Genomic DNA, 23,977 nt, shown 5'->3' with positions numbered 1-23,977 from the left:
TGGCTGAATTCAGGCGTCGTTAAATGTCGTGCTGGTATCGGCCAGGGCGCCATTAATGGCGCCCCTACGGGGGGATGGATATTATTGAATGTCGTACGAACCCCGCAGGGGGCGCATTTATGCGCCCCCTGGCTGAGGATATTATCCGGGCGTTCCCGTATAGCGGTTAATGCAGGGTTTTGCGGACGTCGGCGACCTGCTCTTTGGTCACGGCCGCGGCGCGGTTGCTCCAGCCCTGGCGAACGAAGGTGGCGAGCTGTGCGACCTCTTCGTCGCTCAGGCGCTGGCCGAAGCCCGGCATCGCCAGCGTTGACGGCGCTTTAGCCGTTGAAGGCTGCTGCGCGCCGACGAGGATCGTGTGGATCAGCCCCGTCGGATCGCCTGCGTTCACGATCGTTGCCTGATCCAGCTCGGGAAAGATCCCCGGCGCACCCTTGCCGGTCACGAAGTGGCAGGCGCCGCAGTTGTCGAGATAGAGACGCTCGCCTTCGCTCAGGTTCTTCGCGGCCGTCAGTTTCGCTTCGGTCTGCTGCTGCGCCTGCACGTTGTAGGCCTGCAGCGGCGGATTACCGCCGAGGAACTTCAGGTATGCGGCAATCGCTTTCAGATCGGCGTCGGTCATATGAGAGCTGGAGTGCTCAATCACCGACTTCATCTCACCGCCTACGGCAGCTTTATCGTTCCGCCCGGTCTGCAGGTAATCGATCACCTCCTGCTCGCTCCAGTGCGGCATGCCGCGCAGCGACGGCACATCCCAGTTATTCAGGCTGCCGCCGGCGAGGAAAATTTTGTCGCTGCTGTCGAGCGATTTCTCATTCATGCCGAGACCGCGCGGCGTGTGGCAGCTGCCGCAGTGGCCAAGACTCTCGACGATATAGGCACCGCGATTCACTTCAGCAGAGGCGCCGCCAATCGGCTGAAACGGCTTGTCGGAGGTAAACGCCCAGTTCCAGAAGCGCATACCCCAGCGCTGGCTGAACGGAAAGCTCAGCTTCGTCTCCTGCGGCTGCTCGCTGCTCGGCTTTACGCCCTTCATAAAGTAGACCCAGAGCGCGTGCATATCGGCATCGCTGATCTTCGCATAGTCCGGGTACGGCATGGCCGGATAGAGGCGTGAGCCATCCGGCAACACGCCTTTACGTACCGCGTCAGAGAACTGCTGTTCGCTGTAGTTGCCGATGCCGTGCGCTTTGTCCGGCGTGATGTTGGTGGAGTAGATCGTGCCCAGGTTCGACTCAATCGCCAGCCCGCCCGCGTACGCCGCTTTACCTGCCACGCTGTGGCACGCCATGCAGTCACCCAGCCGCGACAGATACTCGCCCTGCTTAATCAGGGCCGCTTCATCTTCTGCCTGCGCCTGCAGCGCCACGCCGCTCAGCGCCAGCGCTGCCAGTAATGCTAATTTTTTCATCTGCTTATGCCTGTACCAGTGGGCCGGGGTTCTTCAGATACTGCTCTTTGATCGCCTGCGCCGCCATCAGGGTGATCGCACCGATGGTATCGGTCGGGTTCGCCTGGAAGTTTTGCGGGAAGGCGTTGCCGCCCGGCACAAAGACGTTATGCACGTCCCAGCTCTGCAGGTATTTGTTCAGCGCCGAGGTTTTCGGGTTATCGCCCATCACCGCGCCGCCCACGTTGTGGGTCGAGACATATTTAGTGATGTCAAAATCAGCGCCCATCGGCAGGAAGCTCATGCTCATGCTGTCCGGGTTCAGCTCTTTGGCAATGTCGCCCACGATGCCTTTCAGATGCTGCTGCAGCTTCAGCTCGTTCTCTTTCCAGTTAAAGGTCATACGCAGCAGCGGGTTGCCGCGATGATCGGTGTAGTGCGGATCGAGATCGAGATAGATATCGCGATAAGACTGGCAGGTGGTGGTGATGCTGATCTTCATCGAATGGTTGTACCACTGCTCCAGCCCCTCTTTGTATCCCATGCCCCAGGCAGGCGTGCCTTTCGGCAGCGCAGCGGCCATCGGCGTACCGGTCGCCTGCGAGCTGTGGATCTTGGCGCCGCCGAGGAAGCCGAGGCCCGGGCCGTCGAAGTTGCCTGGCGAGATGTCATTGAACATCTGGCCGGTCGCGCCGGCGGTGGCGTAAGAGTTGAAGTTCTTGTCTTTAAAGAACAGCGTGGCGCCGCCGTTGGAGAGAAACGCATAGTTGCGCCCTACCACACCCTCTTCGGTGATCGGGTTATACGGCTTGCCGATACCGGATAGCAGCATCAGACGCACGTTGTAGAGCTGGAAGCTGGAGAGCACCACAATTTTGGCTGGCTGGAATACTTCGTTGCCATCCACGTCGTAGTAGATCACGCCTTTTGCGGTTTTGCCATCCTCGTGCAGCACGACTTTAACCACTTCAGCGTTCACTTCGTAGGAGAAGTTCGGCAGACGCTTCAGCGCATCCATCACCGCCGTCTGCGGTGATGCTTTGGAGTAGTTCAGGCACGGATATTTTGAGCAGTAGCCGCAGTAGTTGCACGGTGCAATCTGGTTGCCGTAAGGGTTTTTCCACGCGCGCGATACGCAGGCTGAAGGGTTCGGGAACGGGTGATAGCCGAGCTTCTTCGCCGCCTCTTTAAACATGACGTTGTTGAGCGTGTCGTCCAGCGCCGGCAGCGGGTAAGGCTCTGAGCGCGGCCCTTCAAACGGATCGCCGCCTTCGAGGATCTGACCACGCAGGTTACCGGTAGTGCCGGACTGCCCGCAGATCAGCTCAAACTTATAGAAGTAAGGCTCAATCTCTTCCCAGCTGAACGGGAAGTCCATAACGCGCATATCATCCTGCAGAATGCCCGGTTTATACGCCTGATCAACATAGGTTTTCAGTTTGATATCGGTCGGGGTCGGACGGATCAGTACTGCCGTCCAGTGCATACCTGCGCCGCCCACGCCGGTGCCGGGCGCAAAGGCGCCCCATTTGCGGGTAGGCAGTGCAGTCTGATCCATATTGTAACGCACCGTCACCGCCACCTCTTTCGGCGTGGCGAAGACTTTGTTACGTACGTTATAGGCGTATTCATCGGCCGGCTTCGGGTAGGCGAAGTCCGGATAGTCGCGCTCGCCGCCGCGCTCCAGCGCGCGCACCTCGAGTCCGGCCAGCGCCAGCTCGATACTCATCAGCGAGCCGGCCCAGCCGAGGCCGCATACAACGACATCGACTTCTTTTTTTGTAATCTGTGCCATGTTAATTCTGTCTCACATACCAAATAGGGAAATTCAGGCGCGCTGGCCCAGCAGGCTGACCGGCCCGAGCGGATACGGCACGTTGTGCTGCTTCACCCATTCGGTAAAGCTGGCGCGGGCGCCCGGGAAGCCGATAGCGATCCACGCTTTCATGCCTTTATTGCCGCCATACATCGGGTCGGCAAGATAACCATGTTTGGTATCAGCCAGCAGCTGGCTGAAGAACTGTGAGGCTTTCAGCGCCGGCTCGCCCAGCGCCGCAAAATCGAGACCATCATTCTTGTTGATACGGGTCAGCACGGCATCTTTCTCTTCCGTGCTCAGCTCGTGGAAGGCTTTCTGATAGGTCGTCTGCGTCCACTGATCCACCAGCTTGATGGCGGTGCGGTACATCTGCTGCGGCGTAAACGGGATCTGATAACCCATGGTCGCCGGGGCGTGCACATCAAACGGTCCCTGCAGGTAGATTTCTGCACCGAACTCCGGCGTGTGCAGCTGCTGGTCGATAAAAATCGGCACGTTGGTTTCCAGCGCGCCGGGCGCCTTGCCGCTGCCGCCAGCCGGGATCAGACGGTCGGTTGCTGCCAGGATAAACTGCCATTCACTGGCGCTGAAAAAGATCGGTTTATAATCGGCGAGTTCCGGCGCGGCCATTTCTGCCGCCTGCGCGGCGGTAACGCCTTTTAATAGCAGGTCGCTGACCGGCAAAGCCAGCAGCGCCCCGAGTAAAAATTTACGTCTGGTGGTGGGTTTTTCTAACAGCATGGCGCGACAATTCTCACTAGCTAAGAAAGATAATTTATATTTTTGTTAATGACGTTATAAATCGGCAAACAAGCGGGCAATCTTATGGATACAAATATTTCAGGATGTAAAAATTAAATTAAAAATGTTTTTTAAGTGAAGAATGGTTATTTTTTTACGGTGTATACGGTACGTAGCAGTGCCACTTATTAACTGAAATTGTGGTTTAAACCCGCTAAAAGCAGGGGTTTTTGGCGCTTTATCTTGATATAACGCTGAAATCGCTGCATTGAAGAAATAATCGCCCGGCGCAACTGTTGAAAATAAATCACACTTAACATGCAGTTATTGTGAGCGTAAATATTCAGCTTTGTTAACTTTGAGCCAGATTTCTCTCTATCTGCGTTTTATTTATCCAGCTGGCGTATAAAAATCAGGCACAATAATTAATTTCGGGTATTAATTTTATATTCTGGCAATGCTCAGCATAAACCGGCTTATTGATGTGGTACCGCCTGTCTTTATTTGCCGGGAGGATGACGTCGCTCCCAGCGCCCGCATCTTTGCCTGTAACCTTCCGGTGGCCTCTGCTTTTTCAGGCGATCAGTTGCGCTACCGCAGGCTGCGCTTGCTATCCTTGGTGTCATAACGCATTGCTGAAGAGCGAGAGATTATGACCACTCCCCTGCTGATTGCTCAAACCCCCGATATCCGGCTGTCGCTGCTCCCGGCGATGGCAAACCGTCACGGGCTGATCGCCGGCGCCACCGGCACCGGTAAGACCGTTACGCTGCAGAAACTGGCAGAATCCTTTTCACAGGCCGGCGTGCCGGTGTTTATGGCTGATGTTAAAGGTGATTTAAGCGGCATTGCCACCCCCGGCAGCGCCTCTGAGAAACTGCAGGCGCGGCTGGCGCAGATTGGCGTCAGCGACTGGCAGCCGCAAGGCAACCCGGTGATGCTATGGGATATCTTCGGCCAGCAGGGCCATCCGGTACGTGCCACCGTTACCGATCTGGGTCCCCTGCTGCTCGCCCGTCTGCTGGGGCTGAATGAGGTGCAGTCGGGCGTGCTGCAGATTATTTTCCGCATTGCGGACGATCAGGGACTGCTGCTGCTCGATTTCAAAGATTTGCGCGCCATGACGCAGTATATCGGCGATAACGCCAAAGCCTTTCAGACGCAGTACGGCAACATCAGCAGCGCATCCGTGGGTGCGATCCAGCGCGGCCTGCTGGCGCTGGAGCAGCAGGGAGCAGAGCATTTCTTCGGTGAGCCGATGCTCGATATCCGCGACTGGATGCGCTGCGACGAGCAGGGACGCGGCTATATCAATATTCTCGCAGCCGAAAAACTCTATCAGCTGCCCAAACTCTACGCCACCAGCCTGCTGTGGCTGCTGGCGGAGCTGTATGAGCAGCTGCCGGAAGCGGGCGACCTGGATAAACCGAAAATGGTGTTCTTCTTCGATGAGGCGCATCTGCTGTTCAGTGATGCGCCGCCGGTGCTGCTGGAAAAGATTGAGCAGGTGATCCGCCTGATCCGCTCCAAAGGCGTTGGCGTCTGGTTCGTGACGCAGAACCCGTCAGATATTCCGGATAAAGTACTGGGCCAGCTCGGTAATCGCGTGCAGCACGCCCTGCGCGCCTTTACGCCGCGCGACCAGAAAGCGGTAAAAAGTGCCGCTGAAACCCTGCGCGCTAATCCGGCGTTCGATGCCGTAACGGCGCTTCAGGCGCTCGGTACCGGTGAGGCGCTGATCTCTTTCCTCGATGAGAAAGGCAGCCCATCCATCGTGGAACGCGCTATGGTGATTGCTCCCGGCTCACGCATGGGGCCGCTGACGCAGGATGAGCGCAACGCCCTGATCAACCACTCGCCGCTTTATGGCAAATATGATGAGGAAGTCGATCGCGAGTCAGCCTTTGAGCGGCTGCAGCAGGGCGTCGCCACTGCACCGCAGCAGTCGGCGGCACCGGACGTTAAAGGCGCTGACGTGAAGGTTGAGAGCGGTATTCTCGGCGGCCTGAAAGAGATTCTGTTTGGTACCACCGGACCGCGCGGCGGTAAACGCGACGGCGTGGTGCAGAGCGTGGCCCGCAGCGCAGCGCGCCAGGTGACCAGCCAGATCGTGCGTGGCGTGCTGGGCAGCCTGCTCGGCGGTCGCCGCCGTTAAGGACTCTCTGCTAAGATCGGGTTATGGATAAATATCAACAACTGAAGCGCAGCAAACAGCTGGCGCTGGCGCTGCTGCTGGCGGCAGCGGCAACCTTTATCGTTACGCTGTTTCTGCCACCCAATTTCTGGGTACTGGGCGTTAAAGCGATCGCGGAAGCGGCCATGGTCGGCGCACTGGCCGACTGGTTTGCGGTGGTGGCGCTGTTTCGCCGCGTGCCGCTGCCGCTGATTGCGCGCCATACGGCCATTATTCCGCGTAACAAAGATCGCATCGGCGAGAACCTTGGTCGCTTTGTACAGGAGAAGTTTCTCGATACCGATTCGCTGCTGGCGCTGATCCGCCGCAATAATCCGGCACAGCTGCTGGCGCAGTGGCTGAACGCGCCGGGCAACGCCGATCGTGTAGGGCGTCATCTGCTGCAGGTCATGCGCGGCTTTCTCGATCTCACTGACGATGCACGCATTCAGCAGTTTATGCGCCGTGCCGTGCATCGCGCGCTGGATAAGGTCGATCTGACGCAGTCCAGTGCGATGATCCTCGACAGCCTGACCAAAAATAACCGTCATCAGGCGCTGCTGGATGCGGCGATTGAACAGCTGCTGCAGCTGCTGCACAAACCCGGCACGCGTGAGTTTATCGCCCTGCAGATTGTGCGCTGGCTGCAGCGTGAACATCCGGTTAAAGCCAAAGTATTGCCGACCGAGTGGCTGGGCGAGCACAGCGCCACGCTGGTGGCTAACGCGGTGGATTCGATTCTCGATGAAGTGGCACGCGATCAGGGGCACGAGCTGCGTCTCGGCTTTAACCGTGCGGTGCAGCGGCTGATTGACCAGCTGAAAAACGATCCGGAGATGGCGGCGCGCGCAGAGTCAGTTAAGCAGTGGCTGAAAGAGGATGAGTCGCTGAATCGCTATATCGGTGAGCTGTGGCAGGATCTGCGCGCCTGGCTGAAGCGCGATCTCAGCAGCGATGATTCCCGCGTACAGGAGCGGGTACGGCTGGCGGCGCTGTGGCTGGGAGAGACCCTGCTGGCCGATGAGGCGTTACGCAGTTCGATGAATCAGCATCTGGAGGATGCGGCGCGCAGCGTGGCACCGGAGTTTGCTGCTTTTCTGACGCGTCACATCAGCGATACGGTGAAAAGCTGGGATGCACGTGATATGTCGCAACAGATTGAGCTGAACATCGGGCGCGATCTGCAGTTTATCCGCATCAACGGCACGCTGGTCGGCGGCACCATTGGCCTGCTGCTTTATCTGCTGTCGCAGTTGCCCGCGCTTCTGCAGACGCTGCGCTGACCGGCAGAGGCTGAGCCAGGGCGCCATGATTAACCCAGGGTGCCATGATTAACCCAGGGCGCCATTAATGGCGCCCCTGCGTTTATCTGTAGGGGCCTCATTAATGAGGCCCTGGTTCAGGCCGAATACCAAAAAATAAGGGCGCCATAAATGGCGCCCTGGATCTGTCCCGCTTAGCGTCGTTTCAGCAGCAGATAGAGGCTGATAGCGAAGAAAGCGCCGCTGGGCAGGATTGCCCCCAATATTGGCGGCAGGCCGTAGACCAGGCTCAGCGGACCAAAAATCTGATCCAGCACGTAGAACAGGAAGCCGAAGCTGATCCCGGTCACCACGCGCACGCCCATCGATACGCTGCGCAGCGGGCCGAAGATAAAGGAGAGCGCCATCAGCATCATGACCGCCACGGAGAGCGGCTGGAAGATTTTACCCCACATATTGAGCTGATAACGGCCCGACTCCTGCCCGCTCTGCTTCAGATATTTGCTGTAGTTATACAGCCCGCTGATTGAGAGCGCATCCGGGTCCAGCGCCACCACGCCCAGCTTGTCCGGCGTCAGGTTGGTTTTCCACTCGCCGTTCAGGCTCTGCGAACCGGTGATCTGCTTTGGATCGGTAAGGTCTGACTCATCGACCTGTGCCAGCTCCCACCGTTTACGCGCCTGATCCCAGGTCGCGGTGGCCGCATAGCGCACGCTCTGCAGACGGCGGGCGTCGTTAAAGCGGTAGATGCTGACACCATCAATCTCATTGTCGCCTTTAATGCGTTCAATATAGATGAAGTCGTTGCCATCCTTCGCCCAGAGGCCGTTCTGCGTGGAGACCAGCGATCCGCCGTAAAGCTGCTGCGCACGGAAATTACGTGCCATCTGCTCGCCCTGCGGCGCCACAAACTCACCGACGGCCATGGTCAGCAACACCAGCGGGATCGCGGTTTTCATGACGGAAAGCGCCACCTGCAGGCGGGTAAAGCCGGACGCCTGCATCACCACCAGCTCGCTGCGCTGCGCCAGCGTACCCAGGCCCAGCAGCGCGCCAAGCAGCGCCGCCATCGGGAAGAAGATCTCGATATCTTTTGGCACGCTCAGCAGGGTGTAGTAGCCCGCGTCCAGCGCGGAATACGCGCCCTGCCCGGTTTTGCGCAGCTGATCGACAAACTTGATAATGCCCGACAGCGACACCAGCATGAACAGCGTCATCATGATGGTGTTGAAGATGGTTTTACCGATATAGCGGTCAAGAACCTTAAACATCACACCGACCCTCCGCGGCTGAAACGCGCCCGCAGACGACGCATCGGCACGGTATCCCAGGCGTTAAGCGCGACTGCCAGTGCCAGATACGCGATGTTGACGGTCCACATCCAGATCGCCGGATCGAAGCGCCCTTTGGCCGCATTGGAGCGCAGCGAACTCTGTAGCAGGAAGAAGATCAGATAGAGCAGCATCGCAGGCAGCATCGACAATACGCGGCCCTGACGTGGATTGACCACGCTAAGCGGCACCACCATCAGCGCCATAATCAGCACCGAGAAGACCAGCGTCAGACGCCAGTGCAGCTCGGCCTGGAACTGCGGCGTTTTGGTGTTGATCAGCGTAAGCAGATCGGCCTGATCGGCGTCGTTAGGATCGAGCGTCGCTTCTTTGTAGCCCACTACCGCCTGATAGTTCACAAAGTCAGTGATGCGGAAATCACGCAGCAGCGCGGTGCCCTCAAAGCGGGTACCTTTATCCAGCGTCACCACCTGTGAGCCATCTTTACGCTGCTCCATATGGCCGCTGTCTGCCAGCACCACCGACGGACGCGCGTTGCCTTTGGGCCGCAGCTGCGCCAGGAAAACGTTGCCGAAGGTGTTGCCTTTCACATTCTCGACAAACAGCACGGTATTACCGTCGCTTGAGGTCTGGAACTGTCCCGCAGCCAGCGCAGCAGCGCCCGGATTAGCCTTGGCGTTCTGCGTAACCTCATCCTGATAACGCGATGACCAGGGGCCGAGCCAGATAACGTTGACCGCCGCCACCAGCGAGGTCATCAGCATCAGGATCATCGCCGCCTTAACCAGTAACCCTTTACCCAGACCGCAGGCGTGCATCACCGTAATTTCACTTTCGGTGTATAGCCGGCCCAGCGTCATTAAAATCGCCAGAAACAGGCTTAAGGGTAAAATAAGTTGCGCCATTTCAGGCACACCGAGTCCTAACAAGGTCAGAACCAGATTTGTGGGGATTTCGCCATCCACCGCTGCCCCTAAAATCCTGACTAACTTCTGACAAAAGAAGATCAGCAGCAGGATAAACAGGATAGCCAGCTGGCTTTTGAGCGTTTCCCGAACCAGATATCTAATAATGATCACGCTTAGTACGCCTGTGAAAACTTGTCTTTTTGCAGGAAAATCGCTAGTTTCAACGCTTATCAGCCATTTTTCTTCATCAATGGCCGTATTGGTCGCTAAAATGGTCTGTTAATGCGTCAGGGTGGTGAAAAAACATCACATTGTCACCCCACTCATTATGACCAGCGGCGTTAAATTGTCATGGCGTCGCGCCAAATAATGGGTGACGAACGCGCTACATTCTAACGACAGCTACGGCCGTTGTCTTTAAGATTCAGGAGAGTGCATGGAGTTCAGTGTAAAAAGCGGCAGCCCGGAAAAACAGCGGAGCGCCTGCATTGTTGTAGGCGTTTTTGAGCCGCGCCGTTTATCGCCCATTGCCGAACAGCTGGATAAAATCAGCGACGGCTATATCAGTGCGCTGCTGCGCCGTGGCGAACTGGAGGGCAAAGTCGGTCAGACGCTGCTGCTGCACCATGTGCCGAATATTCTCTCTGAACGTATTCTGCTGATTGGCTGCGGCAAAGAGCGCGAGCTGGACGAGCGTCAGTATAAGCAGGTGATCCAGAAGACCATTAATACGCTGAATGACACCGGCTCCATGGAAGCAGTCTGCTTTCTGACCGAGCTGCATGTTAAAGGCCGTAATACCTACTGGAAAGTGCGCCAGGCGATTGAGACCTCGAAAGAGGCGCTCTACAACTTTGATCAGCTGAAAAGCAATAAAGTTGAGCCGCGTCGCCCGCTGCGCAAGCTGGTGTTCAACGTGCCAACGCGTCGCGAACTCACCAGCGGTGAGCGCGCCATCCAGCATGGCCTCGCCGTAGCAGCCGGTGTGAAAGCAGCAAAAGATCTCAGCAATATGCCGCCAAATATCTGTAATGCGGCCTATCTCGCCTCGCAGGCTCGCCAGCTGGCGGATGCTTACAGCAAAAACGTCACCACCCGCGTTATCGGCGAACAGCAGATGAAAGAGCTGGGCATGAATGCCTATCTTGCGGTCGGCGCCGGTTCGCACAATGAGTCGCTGATGTCGGTCATTGAGTACAAAGGCAACAGCGATCCTGACGCGCGTCCGATTGTGCTGGTGGGCAAAGGGCTGACCTTTGACGCCGGCGGTATCTCTATCAAGCCTGCTGAAGGCATGGATGAGATGAAATATGATATGTGCGGCGCGGCCTCGGTTTATGGCGTAATGCGCATGGTGGCAGAACTCAATCTGCCGCTGAACGTGGTAGGCGTGCTGGTGGGCTGTGAAAACATGCCGGATGGCCGTGCGATGCGCCCGGGCGATGTCCTGACCACGATGTCAGGCCAGACCGTTGAAGTGCTGAACACTGACGCTGAAGGCCGTCTGGTACTGTGCGACGCCCTCACCTACGTTGAGCGTTTTGAGCCTGAAGTGGTGATTGACGTGGCGACCCTGACCGGTGCCTGCGTGATTGCGCTGGGTCACCACGTCAGCGGCCTGCTTTCGAATCACAACCCGCTGGCGCATGAGCTGATCAGTGCTTCTGAGCAGTCAGGCGACCGCGCGTGGCGGCTGCCGATGGCCGATGAGTATCAGGAGCAGCTGGAGTCGAACTTTGCCGATATGGCGAATATCGGCGGACGTCCGGGCGGTGCAATCACTGCGGCCTGTTTCCTGGCCCGCTTTGCACGCAAATATAACTGGGCGCACCTTGATATCGCCGGTACCGCATGGCGCTCCGGTAAAGCCAAAGGCGCTACCGGGCGTCCGGTGCCGATGCTGTCGCAGTTTCTGCTGAACCGTGCAGGCCTGAACGGCGACGATTAACCGGTATCGCGCGTCCAAACGGTGCGGTGTTTGACCAGGGGCGCATTAATGCGCCCCCTACGGCGGCATTCCCGTAGGGGCGCCATTCATGGCGCCCGGATTGATGCGCGCGCGGAACGTGATGACGCCATTCATGGCGCCCGGGGTTGATACGCGTACGGGACGCGATGACGTCCAAACGGTGCGGTGTTTGACCAGGGGCGCATTAATGCGTCCCCTACGGCGGCATTTTTCCCCGTAGGGGCGCCATTCATGGCGCCCGGATTGATGCGCGCGCGGAACGTGATGACGCCATTCATGGCGCCCGGGGTTGATACGCATACGGGACGCGATGACGTCCAAACGGTGCGGTGTTTGACCAGGGGCGCATTAATGCGCCCCCTGTGGCGGCATTCCCGTAGGGGCGCCATTCATGGCGCCCGGGGTTGATACGCGCACGGGACGTGATGACGTCATTAATGGCCCCTCTGCGATTGATACCGGCCTTAATATTGGACGCACGCCGCGCGCTGACGCACAATGCTCTCTGTTGTTACTGATGGAATTTAGCCCGCCATGAAAAACGCCACCTTCTATGTTTTAGAGTCAGAAAGCGCCAGTGATGGCCTTAGCGCGATTGAAGCGCTGGTGTGCGATCTGGCTGCTGCCCGCTGGCGTGAAGGTAAACGCATTCTGATCGCCTGTGAAAGCGAGGCGCAGGCGAACCGGCTTGATGAGGCGCTGTGGCAGCGTCCGGCAAACGCCTTTGTGCCGCATAATCTGGCCGGTGAAGGTCCGCGTTATGGTGCGCCGGTAGAACTTGCCTGGCCACAGCGGCGTAGCAGCGCGCCGCGCGATCTGCTGATCAGCCTGCTGCCGGCGTTCGCAGATTTTGCCACCGCTTTCCATGAAGTGATAGACTTCGTACCGTATGAAGAATCCCTGAAACAACCGGCGCGCGATCGCTATAAAGCCTATCGCAGCGTTGGTTTCCAACTGAAAACGGCGCCACCACCCCCGCCGCAAACGACATAGCAGAAATGGACAAGACATATAACCCGCAAGATATCGAGCAGCCGCTCTACGAGCACTGGGAACAGCAGGGCTACTTTAAACCAAATGGCGATACCAGCCAGGAAAGCTTTTGCATCATGATCCCGCCGCCGAACGTCACCGGCAGCTTGCATATGGGTCACGCCTTCCAGCAGACCATCATGGATACCATGATCCGCTATCAGCGCATGCAGGGTAAAAATACCCTGTGGCAGGCGGGCACTGACCATGCCGGTATTGCGACGCAGATGGTTGTGGAGCGTAAAATCGCCGCTGAAGAGGGAAAAACGCGTCAGGATTATGGCCGTGACGCCTTTATCGATAAAATCTGGCAGTGGAAAGCGGAGTCCGGCGGCACCATCACCCGCCAGATGCGCCGCCTCGGCAACTCCGTGGACTGGGAGCGCGAGCGCTTTACCATGGATGACGGCCTCTCCAATGCGGTGAAAGAAGTGTTTGTGCGCCTCTACAAAGAGAACCTGATCTACCGCGGCAAACGCCTGGTAAACTGGGACCCTAAACTGCGCACCGCTATCTCCGATCTGGAAGTAGAAAACCGCGAAAGCAAAGGCTCGATGTGGCATATCCGCTATCCGCTGGCGGATGGCGCGACCACCGCAGACGGCAAAGATTATCTGGTTGTCGCCACCACCCGTCCGGAAACCCTGCTGGGCGATACCGGCGTTGCGGTTAACCCGGAAGATCCCCGCTATAAAGATCTGATCGGTAAAGAGCTGATCCTGCCGCTGGTAGATCGCCGCATTCCGATCGTCGGTGATGAGCACGCCGATATGGAAAAAGGCACCGGCTGCGTGAAGATCACCCCGGCGCACGATTTCAACGACTATGAAGTGGGTCGTCGTCACAAGCTGCCGATGATCAACATTCTGACCTTTGACGGCGATATTCGCGCCCGGGCAGAAGTGTTCGACACCAACGGTGAAGCAAGCACCGCCTGCTCCGATGAGATCCCGGCTGCGTTCCAGGGCATGGAGCGCTTTGCCGCGCGTAAAGCGATTGTCGCTGCCGTGGATGAGGCGGGCCTGCTGGATGAGATCAAGCCACACGACCTCACGGTGCCGTACGGCGATCGCGGCGGCGTGGTGATTGAACCGATGCTGACCGATCAGTGGTACGTGCGTACCGCGCCGCTGGCGAAAGTCGCGGTGGAAGCGGTTGAAAACGGCGATATCCAGTTTGTGCCGAAGCAGTATGAAAATATGTACTTCTCCTGGATGCGCGATATTCAGGACTGGTGCATTTCACGCCAGCTCTGGTGGGGTCACCGCATTCCGGCGTGGTATGACAATGACGGCAACGTCTATGTCGGCCGCACCGAAGAAGAGGTGCGTCAGGAGAACAACCTGGCCGCAGACGTGGCGCTGCGTCAGGATGATGACGTGCTGGATACCTGGTTCTCCTCCGGCCTGTGGACCTTCTCTACCCTTGGCTGGCCGGAGAACACCGAAGCGCTGCGTACCTTCCACCCGACCAGCGTGCTGGTGAGCGGCTTCGACATTATCTTCTTCTGGATCGCGCGCATGATCATGCTGACCATGCACTTCATCAAAGATGAGAACGGCAAGCCGCAGGTGCCGTTTAAGACCGTCTATATGACCGGTCTGATCCGCGATGAAGAGGGACAGAAGATGTCGAAGTCGAAAGGCAACGTCATCGATCCGCTCGATATGGTTGATGGGATTTCGCTGGAAGCGCTGCTGGAGAAACGTACCGGCAACATGATGCAGCCGCAGCTGGCGGAAAAAATCCGCAAGCGTACCGAGAAGCAGTTCCCGGACGGCATCGTGCCATCAGGCACGGACGCCCTGCGCTTTACGCTGGCCGCGCTGGCCTCAACCGGACGCGATATCAACTGGGATATGAAGCGTCTTGAAGGCTACCGCAACTTCTGTAATAAGCTGTGGAACGCCAGCCGCTTTGTGCTGATGAATACCGAAGATCAGGACTGCGGGCAGCAGGGCGGCGAGCTGAAGCTGTCGCTGGCGGACCGCTGGATCCTGAGCGAGTTCAACCGCACGGTGAAAGCGTACCGTGAGGCGCTGGACAGCTATCGCTTCGATATCGCGGCCAATATTCTCTATGACTTCACCTGGAACCAGTTCTGCGACTGGTATCTGGAGCTGACCAAGCCGGTAATGAACAGCGGCAGCGAAGCGGAGCTGCGCGGCACGCGTAACACGCTGGTAACGGTGCTGGAAGCCCTGCTGCGTCTGGCACACCCGATTATTCCGTTTATTACGGAAACTATCTGGCAGCGCGTAAAAGTGCTGAAAAACATCGATCATGACACCATTATGCTGCAGCCGTTCCCGCAGTATGACGCGGCGAATGAGGATGCCGCAGCGCAGGCAGACATTGAGTGGATGAAACAGGCGATTGTCGCGGTACGTAATATCCGTGCTGAGATGAACATCGCGCCGAGCAAGCCGCTGGATGTCCTGCTGCGCGACTGCTACGCTGACGCACAGCGTCGCGTGGAAGAGAACCGTAACTTCCTCTCCCGTCTGGCGCGTCTTGCGAGCCTGACGATCCTGCCAGCGGGCGAGAAAGGCCCGGTCTCTGTGACCAAAATCGTTGAGGGAGCAGAACTGCTGATCCCGATGGCCGATCTGGTCAACAAAGAGGCGGAGCTGGAGCGTCTGGCGAAAGAGCTGCTGAAGCTGGATGTTGAGATTGAGAAGATCCAGACCAAGCTGGCGAACGAAGGCTTTGTGTCGCGTGCACCGGAAGCGGTGGTCGCGAAAGAGCGCGAGCGCGTGGCGGAGATGGAGCAGTCAAAAGCAAAACTGATTGAACAGCAGGGCGTGATTGCGGCATTGTAAGCGCTTAAGACCTGTTCGCTAACCGAAGCCGGGCTCTGCCCGGCTTTTTTATTACCGGAATTCTGCCATGAGCACCCTCACCTCACTGAATCTGCAGGTCCGCCCGATCTGCGCCGCGGACAACCTGCCGATTGCACAGGTGATCCGCACGGTGTCAGCCGAGTTTGGCCTGACCGCGGATAAAGGCTATACCGTCGCCGATCCTCAGCTTGATCGCCTGTTTGAACTCTACAGCACGCCTGCAAGCGCCTACTGGGTTGTGGAGCTGGAGGGCAAGGTTGTGGGCGGCGGCGGCATTGCGCCGCTGGCGTGCAGCGCACCCGATATCTGCGAGCTTCAGAAAATGTATTTTCTGCCGCAGGTGCGCGGGCGCGGTCTGGCACGTGAGCTGGCGCTGCGCGCGCTGGCGTTTGCTCAGGCACAGGGATTCCGCCGCTGCTATCTGGAAACCACCGCCAGCCTGACGCGGGCGATTGCGCTTTATGAAGCGCTGGGATTTACGCATATTGACCGCGCCATGGGCTGTACCGGTCACGTCGATTGCGAAGTGCGGATGCTTAAAACGCTGGCGTAGAGAGCCCTATTCAGAACGCAGGCACGCCGCTGTGAAAACGCAGTTCCGCATCCGGCTCGCCGATCAGGCGCGCTTCCGCCGCGCCGATCGCCTGTACGCGCGGTGTAATATCGCGCGGCGAGATCTGCGCCGCCAGCGCAAGATAATCCTGATAGTGACGCGCTTCTGAACGCAGCAGCGAGATATAAAACTTCTCCAGCTGCGCATCCAGATGCGGTGCCAGACTGGCAAACCGTTCGCAGGAGCGCGCTTCAATATAGGCGCCGCAAATCAGCTTATCCACCAGCGTATCGGGCTCATGGGTGGTGACTTCACGCAGCAATCCTTTGGCGTAGCGGCTGGCGGTGATTTTGCGGTAAATCAGGCCGCGCGCCTGCATGATCTCCCATACCTGGTAAAAGTGGTGCAGCTCCTCTTTGATCAGCAGCACCATCTTCTCTACCATCTCATCTGCCCACGGCAGCTCGTTGCGCACGATAACGCTTTTGGTCAGATTTTTATGCGCATTAATGAAGTCGCTGCTGTGCGCTTCGCCAAAAACAAACGCCTCATAGGGTTCAAGCCACGCCAGAATGGCCTCGCCGCTCGGTTTATCCGCCACATATTTCCGGATCAGCCACACGGCGGTCTGCGCAGCTTTCAGCTCGCACACCATGTGATCGGTCAGCAGCAGCGTAAGATTTTCCGGCTTGCGTGCCTCCAGGATCCACGCCTCAGGCGTGCGGCAGTGCAGGAACTGGTGAATAGGGGCTAATAGCGGAGCGTAATTCATTGGTGGTCTTTACAGGCAGGTAAGTGAAACGGGCGACAGACGCCGCCCGGTACGATCAGTGACGGACGCCGTTATCCTCGCCGTCATCGTCCATCTCTTCATCTTCGTCTTCGTCATCTTCCGCGTTGGGATCTTCGAAGTAGGTGCCCCAGCCGTCATAATCAACGTTGTATTTGCCCACCAGATTCACCAGCTGCTCAACCTGTGCATCGATCAGTTCAGGTTTCAGCGCAGATTCGCTGAGGATATCCACACACATCACCGTGGTGCCATCTTCCAGCTCCAGCTCTTCCGGCTCGGTGACTTCATAGCCCAGCTTAAACGCATCAACGGCGGCTTTTTCCAGCGAGTCGAAGTTGTTGCAGGAAAGATGGTGTTCAATGGTGTAGAGCGCATCCGGATCGCTTCCGTCATCCAGCAACTCTTCGATGATCAGACGCGTCTCTTCGCGCTGTTCTTCCAGCAATGCTTCGTATGCCATGGGTAAGTCCTCAAAATGGTGGCAGTGAATGCAATTATTTTCCCATACTGCCTCGCGCGCCACTACACAAAACAGAAAGTTTATTTGCGCCGGGGTTGAAAATGAATATTCATACGGTTAGATTGAATTTTAATTCATTATCAAACGGCTTACGGAGCAAAGCATGAGCCAGTTATATTTGAAACATTTCTTGCGGTTACTGGATTTTACCCCGGCAGAGATCGCCAGCCTGCTGTCGCTGGCCGCTGAATTGAAACAGGCTAAAAAAAGCGGCAGTGAACCCCGCTACCTTACCGGCAAAAATATCGCGCTCATCTTCGAAAAAGACTCGACCCGTACCCGATGCTCTTTCGAAGTTGCCGCTTACGATCAGGGTGCGAATGTGACATACCTCGGGCCAGGCGGCAGTCAGATTGGTCATAAAGAGTCCATGAAAGATACCGCCCGGGTGCTGGGACGCTTCTACGATGGCATTCAGTATCGCGGCTATGGTCAGACCCTGGTGGAAACACTGGCTGAACATGCCGGCGTGCCGGTGTGGAACGGCCTGACCGATGAGTTTCACCCTACGCAGCTGCTGGCCGATCTGCTCACGATGCAGGAGCAGCTGCCGGGTAAAGCGCTGAGCGACATGACGCTGGTGTATGTGGGCGACGCACGCAACAACATGGGCAACAGCATGCTGGAGGCCGCCGCGCTGACGGGGCTGGATTTGCGTCTGGTCGCCCCTGAAGCATGCTGGCCGGAGACGGAGCTGGTAGAGACCTGCCGGGCAGCGGCGGCGCAGACCGGCGGAAAAATTACGCTGACGGAGAATATTGCCGAAGGCGTACAGGGTGCAGACTTTATCTATACTGACGTCTGGGTCTCAATGGGCGAGGCGAAATCGGTATGGGAAGAGCGTATTGCTCTGCTGCGCCCCTATCAGGTTAACCGCGCGATGCTGGCGCTGACCGGTAATCCGCAGGTGAAGTTTCTGCACTGTCTGCCCGCTTTTCATGATGATAAAACCACCCTGGGCCAGCAGCTGGCCGCACAGTACGGGCTGGAAGAAGGAATGGAAGTCAGCGACGAAGTATTTGAGTCGGCGCACAGCGTCGTGTTCGACCAGGCGGAAAACCGCATGCATACCATTAAAGCGGTGATGGTGGCCACGCTGACCCAGCGCTGATTAACGCCAGGCAAACGTTTACTTAGCGCTTGCTGCCCGCCTGTGAATGCGTATAATGCGCCACAATTTGCCGGAGGAAACATGCCACAGCGCCAGCCACATTTTGCTGCTCCCGTCCGCCTGAACGCAGGCGGCACCGCTATTTCTTTCCGCTATTCACCGATCGTTATAAAGCCCCTGTAAAGGGGCTTTTTTTTGTCCGCTATCCGGCAGCACTGAGGAGAAAGCTATGGCTAACCCGCTATATCGCAAACACATCATTTCCATCAACGACCTCAATCGCGATGAACTGGAGCTGGTGCTGCACACCGCTGCCCGGCTTAAGGCGCAGCCGCAGCCTGAGCTGCTGAAGCATAATGTGATTGCCAGCTGTTTTTTCGAAGCCTCTACCCGGACCCGCCTCTCATTTGAGACGGCGATGCATCGCCTGGGGGCATCGGTGGTCGGGTTCGCCGACGGCGGTAACACCTCGCTGGGCAAAAAAGGCGAAACGCTGGCCGACACCATCTCCGTGATCGGCACCTACGTTGACGCTATCGTGATGCGCCATCCGCAGGAGGGTGCGGCGCGTCTGGCTACGGAATTTTCAGGCGGCGTACCGATCCTCAATGCCGGTGATGGCGCGAATCAGCATCCGACGCAAACCCTGCTCGATCTCTTTACTCTCCGTGAAACGCAGGGACGGCTTGATAACCTCAGTGTCGCGATGGTCGGCGATCTGAAATATGGCCGCACCGTGCACTCGCTCACGCAGGCACTGGCGAAGTTCACCGGCAACCGTTTCTATTTCATCGCCCCGTCTGCGCTCGCCATGCCCGCTTATATCACCGATATGCTGGATGAACAGAACATTGTCTGGACGCGGCACGACAGCATTGAAGAGGTGCTGCCTGAGCTGGATATTCTTTATATGACGCGGGTTCAGAAAGAGCGTCTCGATCCGTCAGAGTATGCCAACGTAAAGGCGCAGTTCATTCTGCGCGCCGCCGATCTGCATGGCGCGCGCGCCAATTTGAAAGTGCTGCACCCGCTGCCGCGTGTGGATGAGATCGCCACCGATGTCGACAGCACGCCCCACGCCTGGTATTTCCAGCAGGCGGGTAACGGCATTTTTGCCCGCCAGGCCCTTCTGGCGCTGGTACTGAATAGCGAACTGGCAGAATAAGGAGCAATCGATCATGACTCAGGATAATAAACTGCAGGTAGAGGCCATTAAACGCGGCACGGTCATCGACCATATTCCGGCACAGACGGGGTTTACGCTGCTGTCGCTGTTCCGCCTGACAGAAACCGATCAGCGCATTACCATCGGCCTTAACCTGCCTTCCGGCGAGATGGGACGTAAGGATCTGATCAAAATTGAGAACACTTTTCTCACAGAAGATCAGATCAACCAGCTGGCGTTCTATGCGCCGCACGCCACGGTGAACCGCATCGATGAATATGAAGTGGTCGCCAAGATTACGCCAGCGCTCCCGGCGCGCATTGAGCAGGTGCTGACCTGCCCGAACAGCAACTGTATCAGCCGCAGCGAGCCGGTTTTCTCCAGCTTTGCCGTAAAACAGCGTGATGACGATATCCACCTGCAGTGCAAATATTGCGAGAAGTCGTTTGCCCGCCATGTGGTACTGGGTCACTGGTAATCATCTGACCGCTCCCTATAATGGGAATCCTGGCTTACGCGGCAGGCGTCCCGCCGGTCGCGCACTTCTGAGGAGAAACGATGTCTCGCGAAATCAGTACGGAACAGGCACCCGCCGCTATCGGTCCCTATGTGCAGGGCGTGGATCTCGGCAGCATGATTATCACCTCCGGACAGATCCCGGTTGATCCGGCAACCGGTGCGGTCGCGGAGGACGTGGCGGCACAGGCGCGCCAGTCGCTGGAGAACGTAAAAGCGATTGTTGAAGCCGCAGGCCTGCAGGTCGGCGACATTGTCAAAACCACGGTCTTTGTCAAAGATCTCAACGATTTTGCCACGGTTAACGCCACTTACGAGGCGTTCTTTACTGAACATCAGGCCAGCTTCCCGGCGCGCTCCTGCGTGGAGGTCGCCCGCCTGCCTAAAGATGTCAAAATTGAGATTGAAGCGATCGCCGTACGTCGCTGATCCCCTGTCCCTCTGCCTGTCGGGAGAGGGACTCGCCACTTCCTTGCGGCATATCAAGCCATACGCGATTAATCCCCGCTCAGCCACAACATATAGCCATTACACTACCTGGAATATCTATATATAGTCCAGGGAGCGTGTATGCCGGTAACAGTAATAAAGCGCGACGGCTGCAAAGTAGCGTTTGACACACAGCGGATTGAACAGGCCATCGCGGCGGCGGCAGAGGCCGTGGCGCAGTACGATCCCGCCTGGTGCCGGGCACTGGCTGAAGAGATCGGTCAGCGGCTGGCCACCCAGGCAGAAGTCGATATTCATGAGATCCAGCAGGCGGCGGAAGACGCGCTGCTGCATGCCGGCAAGCCGGCGGTGGCGCGCGCGTGGATTGAGTATCGTCACGACCGCGATCGGGCGCGCGAGCAGCGCAGCAGGCTGCATCATGCGATCAGGGGGTTAGTGGAGCAGACCGACACGGCGCTGCTGCATGAGAACGCCAATAAAGACAGTAATGTGATCCCGACACAGCGCGACCTGCTGGCGGGCATCGTGGCAAAACATTATGCGCAGCAGCATCTGCTGCCGCGTGCGGTCACAGAGGCGCATGAGCGTGGCGAGATCCACTATCACGATCTCGATTACGCCCCTTTCTTTCCGATGTTCAATTGTATGCTGGTCGACCTGCGCGGCATGCTGACGCAGGGCTTTAAAATGGGCAATGCGGAGATTGAGCCGCCCAAATCGATTGCCACCGCGACCGCTGTCACCGCGCAGATCATCGCGCAGGTCGCCAGTCATATTTATGGCGGCACAACCCTAAACCGTATTGATGAAGTGCTGGCGCCGTTTGTGGAATTAAGCATGGCGAAGCATCGCCGGATTGCCGCGGCGTGGCAGATCGAAAGCGCTGAAGCGTATGCCCGCGAACGCACTGAAAAAGAGTGCTTTGACGCGTTTCAGTCGCTGGAATATGAAGTCAATACGCTGCACACCGCCAATGGCCAGACCCCCTTTGTGACGTTTGGCTTCGGGCTTGGCACCTGTGAAGCCGCGCGCATGATCCAGCGGGCGATTCTGCATAACCGGATCGCCGGACTGGGTAAAAATCATAAAACGGCGGTATTTCCCAAGCTGGTATTTGCCATCCGCGACGGGATAAACCGGCAACCAGGCGACATGAATTACGATATCAAACAGCTGGCGCTGCGCTGCGCTGCTAAACGTATGTACCCCGACATCCTCAATTATGACCAGGTTGTGGCGGTGACCGGCTCATTTAAAACGCCAATGGGCTGCCGCAGCTTCCTTGACTGCTACGAGGAGCAGGGAGAGCCGGTACATGACGGGCGCTGCAACCTTGGCGTGGTGACGATCAACCTGCCACGCATTGCGCTGGAGGCACAGGGAGATGACGATCGCTTCTGGCAGCTGCTTGACCAGCGGCTGGCGCTGACGAAGCAGGCGCTGATGACGCGTATCGCGCGTCTTGAACGGACCAAAGCGCGCGTAGCGCCCATTCTCTATATGGAAGGTGCCTGCGGCATACGGCTGCAGGCGGATGAAGAGATTGGTGCCCTGTTCCGCAACGGGCGGGCGTCGGTTTCGCTTGGCTTTATTGGCCTGCATGAGACGCTGAATGCGCTGAGCGGGAACAGGCAACACCCTTACGATTCACCCGAACTGCGGGCAAAAGGGCTGGCCATTGTTTCCCGCCTGCACGCGGCGGCCAGCGCGTGGAAAGCGGAGAGCGGGTACGGCTTTAGCCTCTACAGTACGCCGAGTGAGAACCTGTGCGATCGCTTCTGTCGCCTCGATGCAGCGGAATTTGGTGTGGTTCCGGGCGTGACCGATAAAGGCTACTACACCAACAGTTTCCACCTTGATGTAGAGAAGAAGGTGAATCCGTACGACAAAATCGATTTTGAAGCGCCCTATCCGGCGATCAGCAGCGGCGGCTTTATCTGTTACGGCGAATATCCCAGCCTGCAGCATAACCTGAAAGCGCTGGAAGATGTCTGGGATTACAGCTACCACCGGGTGCCCTACTACGGCACCAATACGCCGATTGATGAATGCTACGCCTGCGGCTTCAGCGGTGAGTTCAGCTGCACCAGCAAAGGCTTTACCTGTCCCGCCTGCGGCAATCGCGATCCCGCCCGGGTTTCCGTCACGCGCCGCGTCTGCGGCTATCTTGGCAGCCCGGATGCCCGCCCCTTTAATGCCGGTAAACAGCAGGAGGTGCAGCGACGCGTGAAGCACATGAGCGGCGGGCTGCCAAAATGATGCGTATTCATGGCTATTATGACATCGACGTAGTGAACGGGCCGGGTACGCGCTGCACGCTGTTTGTCGCGGGGTGCGAGCATCAGTGCCGGGGCTGTTATAACCCGCGCACCTGGCGTACCGACACGGGCACACCGTTTACGCTGCAGATGGAAGAACAGCTGATTGCCGATCTCAACGATACGCGCGTGCCGCGTCAGGGCCTGTCGCTCAGCGGGGGCGATCCGCTGCATCCGCACAATGTGCCGCATATTCGCCGGCTGGTGCGCCGCGTACGCCGCGACTGTCCCGGTAAAGATATCTGGCTCTGGACCGGCTATGAGCTGGCTGAACTTTCTGCCGCCCAGCGGGTAATACTCGACGCTATTGATGTACTGGTTGATGGCCGGTTTGTTGAGGCTGAAAAGGATGCAAAGCTGCAGTGGCGGGGCAGCCGGAACCAGACAATCTGGTGGTTGCGTCTGCTGCCGCTGACGCCGCCTGCAGAAGACATTACGCCGTCCGGCTTGCGTTTCAGTCATTAGCGTCCAGACTTGTCAGGTCACTCATGCAACGAACCCTGCGTTCGCGAACCACATGGAGAAGAGAAGATGGGCAAGAAAATAGCGGTTCTAATCACCGATGATTTTGAGGATTCTGAATTTACCTCACCAGCGGATGCTTACACCCAGGCGGGCCATGACGTGGTCACCATTGAGATGCAGGCAGGAAAAACGGTTAAAGGTAAACAGGGCAAAGCGGAAGTGAAGATCGATAAAGATATCGATCACGTCAGTGCAGCGGAGTTTGATGCACTGCTGCTGCCGGGCGGTCACTCCCCTGACGCACTGCGCGGTGACGATCGTTTTGTGCAGTTCACCAAAGAGTTTGTTGCCAGCGGCAAACCGATTTTCGCCATTTGCCACGGGCCGCAGCTGCTGATCAGCGCCAACGGCGTGCGCGGCCGCAAGATGACCTGTGTGAAAGCGATTGCGATCGATCTGCGTAACGCCGGTGCCGATTTTTACGACAAAGAAGTGGTCGTGGATGATGACAAGCTGGTCACCAGCCGCACCCCGGAAGATCTGCCGGCATTTAACCGTGAATCGCTGCGCATCCTGAACGCCTCGTAATACCCCGGACGATCGTTGTGGCCAGGGCGGCATGAATGCCGCCCCTGCGGTTGCACGATCTGTAGGGGG

General features: G+C 57.7%; 20 protein-coding genes. 13 read left to right on the top strand and 7 right to left on the bottom strand.

Going from position 1 to position 23,977, the window contains the following annotated elements:
• Positions 1–166 precede the first annotated feature (166 nt).
• The 3 genes from B3041_RS12630 to B3041_RS12620 are packed head-to-tail and all read right to left on the bottom strand — an operon-like array spanning position 167 to position 3,950.
• The gene (locus B3041_RS12630) at positions 167–1,411 is read right to left on the bottom strand and encodes a c-type cytochrome (protein WP_292975288.1); all 1,245 of its coding nucleotides are present in this window, start codon (positions 1,409–1,411) and stop codon (positions 167–169) included.
• A 4-nt stretch (positions 1,412–1,415) separates the two neighbouring features.
• A complete protein-coding gene (locus tag B3041_RS12625) occupies positions 1,416–3,185 on the bottom strand; it encodes a GMC family oxidoreductase (protein ID WP_292975285.1) in 1,770 nt (589 codons plus the stop codon).
• A gap of 33 nt (positions 3,186–3,218) precedes the next feature.
• Positions 3,219–3,950, bottom strand: a complete 732-nt coding sequence (locus B3041_RS12620; protein WP_065650247.1) for a gluconate 2-dehydrogenase subunit 3 family protein — start codon at positions 3,948–3,950, stop codon at positions 3,219–3,221.
• A 652-nt stretch (positions 3,951–4,602) separates the two neighbouring features.
• On the opposite strand from B3041_RS12620, the gene B3041_RS12615 reads away from it, so the two are divergent.
• Together B3041_RS12615 and B3041_RS12610 are read left to right on the top strand one after the other, a co-directional pair.
• Positions 4,603–6,105, top strand: coding sequence for a helicase HerA-like C-terminal domain-containing protein (locus tag B3041_RS12615; protein WP_292975282.1), 1,503 nt, complete (start codon positions 4,603–4,605; stop codon positions 6,103–6,105).
• Between the two features lie 23 nt (positions 6,106–6,128).
• Positions 6,129–7,406, top strand: coding sequence for a DUF445 domain-containing protein (locus B3041_RS12610; RefSeq protein ID WP_292975279.1), 1,278 nt, complete (start codon positions 6,129–6,131; stop codon positions 7,404–7,406).
• A 173-nt stretch (positions 7,407–7,579) separates the two neighbouring features.
• On the opposite strand, the gene lptG is transcribed toward B3041_RS12610, so the two are convergent.
• Together lptG and lptF are read right to left on the bottom strand one after the other, a co-directional pair.
• A complete protein-coding gene (gene lptG, locus B3041_RS12605) occupies positions 7,580–8,656 on the bottom strand; it encodes an LPS export ABC transporter permease LptG (protein ID WP_039382335.1) in 1,077 nt (358 codons plus the stop codon).
• Entirely contained in the window at positions 8,656–9,756 is a 1,101-nt protein-coding gene (gene lptF, locus B3041_RS12600) for an LPS export ABC transporter permease LptF (protein WP_065650250.1), read from the bottom strand. Before lptF ends, lptG begins: the two co-directional genes overlap by 1 nt.
• Before the next feature lie 265 nt (positions 9,757–10,021).
• Here lptF and pepA point away from each other — a divergent pair, with 265 nt between their 5' ends.
• The 4 genes from pepA to B3041_RS12580 all read left to right on the top strand — a co-directional run bounded on the left by pepA (position 10,022) and on the right by B3041_RS12580 (position 15,982).
• The gene (gene pepA / locus B3041_RS12595; RefSeq protein WP_039382329.1) at positions 10,022–11,533 is read left to right on the top strand and encodes a leucyl aminopeptidase; all 1,512 of its coding nucleotides are present in this window, start codon (positions 10,022–10,024) and stop codon (positions 11,531–11,533) included.
• Positions 11,534–12,088: 555 nt separating this feature from the next.
• Positions 12,089–12,547 (top strand): DNA polymerase III subunit chi, encoded by a 459-nt coding sequence (locus B3041_RS12590; protein ID WP_065650251.1) that lies wholly within the window; start codon positions 12,089–12,091, stop codon positions 12,545–12,547.
• Positions 12,548–12,552: 5 nt separating this feature from the next.
• Entirely contained in the window at positions 12,553–15,408 is a 2,856-nt protein-coding gene (locus B3041_RS12585) for a valine--tRNA ligase (protein ID WP_292975270.1), read from the top strand.
• 67 nt (positions 15,409–15,475) lie between these two features.
• Entirely contained in the window at positions 15,476–15,982 is a 507-nt protein-coding gene (locus B3041_RS12580) for a GNAT family N-acetyltransferase (protein WP_292975267.1), read from the top strand.
• Positions 15,983–15,992: 10 nt separating this feature from the next.
• Here B3041_RS12580 and miaE read toward each other — a convergent pair whose 3' ends face one another.
• Positions 15,993–16,754: a tRNA isopentenyl-2-thiomethyl-A-37 hydroxylase MiaE gene (gene miaE / locus B3041_RS12575; RefSeq protein WP_065650254.1), complete on the bottom strand. Its 762-nt coding sequence runs from the start codon at positions 16,752–16,754 to the stop codon at positions 15,993–15,995.
• A gap of 55 nt (positions 16,755–16,809) precedes the next feature.
• Positions 16,810–17,235, bottom strand: a complete 426-nt coding sequence (rraB, locus tag B3041_RS12570) for a ribonuclease E inhibitor RraB (protein WP_039382316.1) — start codon at positions 17,233–17,235, stop codon at positions 16,810–16,812.
• Positions 17,236–17,398: 163 nt separating this feature from the next.
• On the opposite strand from rraB, the gene argF reads away from it, so the two are divergent.
• The 7 genes from argF to B3041_RS12535 all read left to right on the top strand — a co-directional run bounded on the left by argF (position 17,399) and on the right by B3041_RS12535 (position 23,908).
• Positions 17,399–18,406, top strand: coding sequence for an ornithine carbamoyltransferase (gene argF, locus B3041_RS12565; RefSeq protein ID WP_065650255.1), 1,008 nt, complete (start codon positions 17,399–17,401; stop codon positions 18,404–18,406).
• 229 nt (positions 18,407–18,635) lie between these two features.
• Positions 18,636–19,571 (top strand): aspartate carbamoyltransferase, encoded by a 936-nt coding sequence (gene pyrB, locus B3041_RS12560; protein ID WP_292975256.1) that lies wholly within the window; start codon positions 18,636–18,638, stop codon positions 19,569–19,571.
• Positions 19,572–19,584: 13 nt separating this feature from the next.
• Positions 19,585–20,049, top strand: a complete 465-nt coding sequence (gene pyrI / locus B3041_RS12555) for an aspartate carbamoyltransferase regulatory subunit (protein WP_065650257.1) — start codon at positions 19,585–19,587, stop codon at positions 20,047–20,049.
• Between the two features lie 80 nt (positions 20,050–20,129).
• On the top strand, positions 20,130–20,516 hold the full coding sequence (ridA, locus tag B3041_RS12550) for a 2-iminobutanoate/2-iminopropanoate deaminase (RefSeq protein WP_065650258.1): 387 nt from the start codon (positions 20,130–20,132) through the stop codon (positions 20,514–20,516).
• A gap of 141 nt (positions 20,517–20,657) precedes the next feature.
• Complete coding sequence (gene nrdD, locus B3041_RS12545; RefSeq protein WP_292975252.1) at positions 20,658–22,796, top strand: anaerobic ribonucleoside-triphosphate reductase; 2,139 nt, start codon at positions 20,658–20,660, stop codon at positions 22,794–22,796.
• Complete coding sequence (nrdG, locus tag B3041_RS12540; RefSeq protein ID WP_292975248.1) at positions 22,793–23,320, top strand: anaerobic ribonucleoside-triphosphate reductase-activating protein; 528 nt, start codon at positions 22,793–22,795, stop codon at positions 23,318–23,320. Before nrdD ends, nrdG begins: the two co-directional genes overlap by 4 nt.
• Positions 23,321–23,386: 66 nt before the next feature.
• Positions 23,387–23,908, top strand: a complete 522-nt coding sequence (locus tag B3041_RS12535; protein ID WP_065650260.1) for a type 1 glutamine amidotransferase domain-containing protein — start codon at positions 23,387–23,389, stop codon at positions 23,906–23,908.
• The last annotated feature ends 69 nt before the right edge of the window (positions 23,909–23,977 follow it).

It is taken from the genome of Pantoea sp. UBA4549 (genome assembly GCF_002387285.1).
Classification (GTDB): domain Bacteria; phylum Pseudomonadota; class Gammaproteobacteria; order Enterobacterales; family Enterobacteriaceae; genus Pantoea; species Pantoea borealis.
Note: the sequence above shows the minus strand (reverse complement) of the source record. Positions and strands in the feature narration are given on the sequence as shown.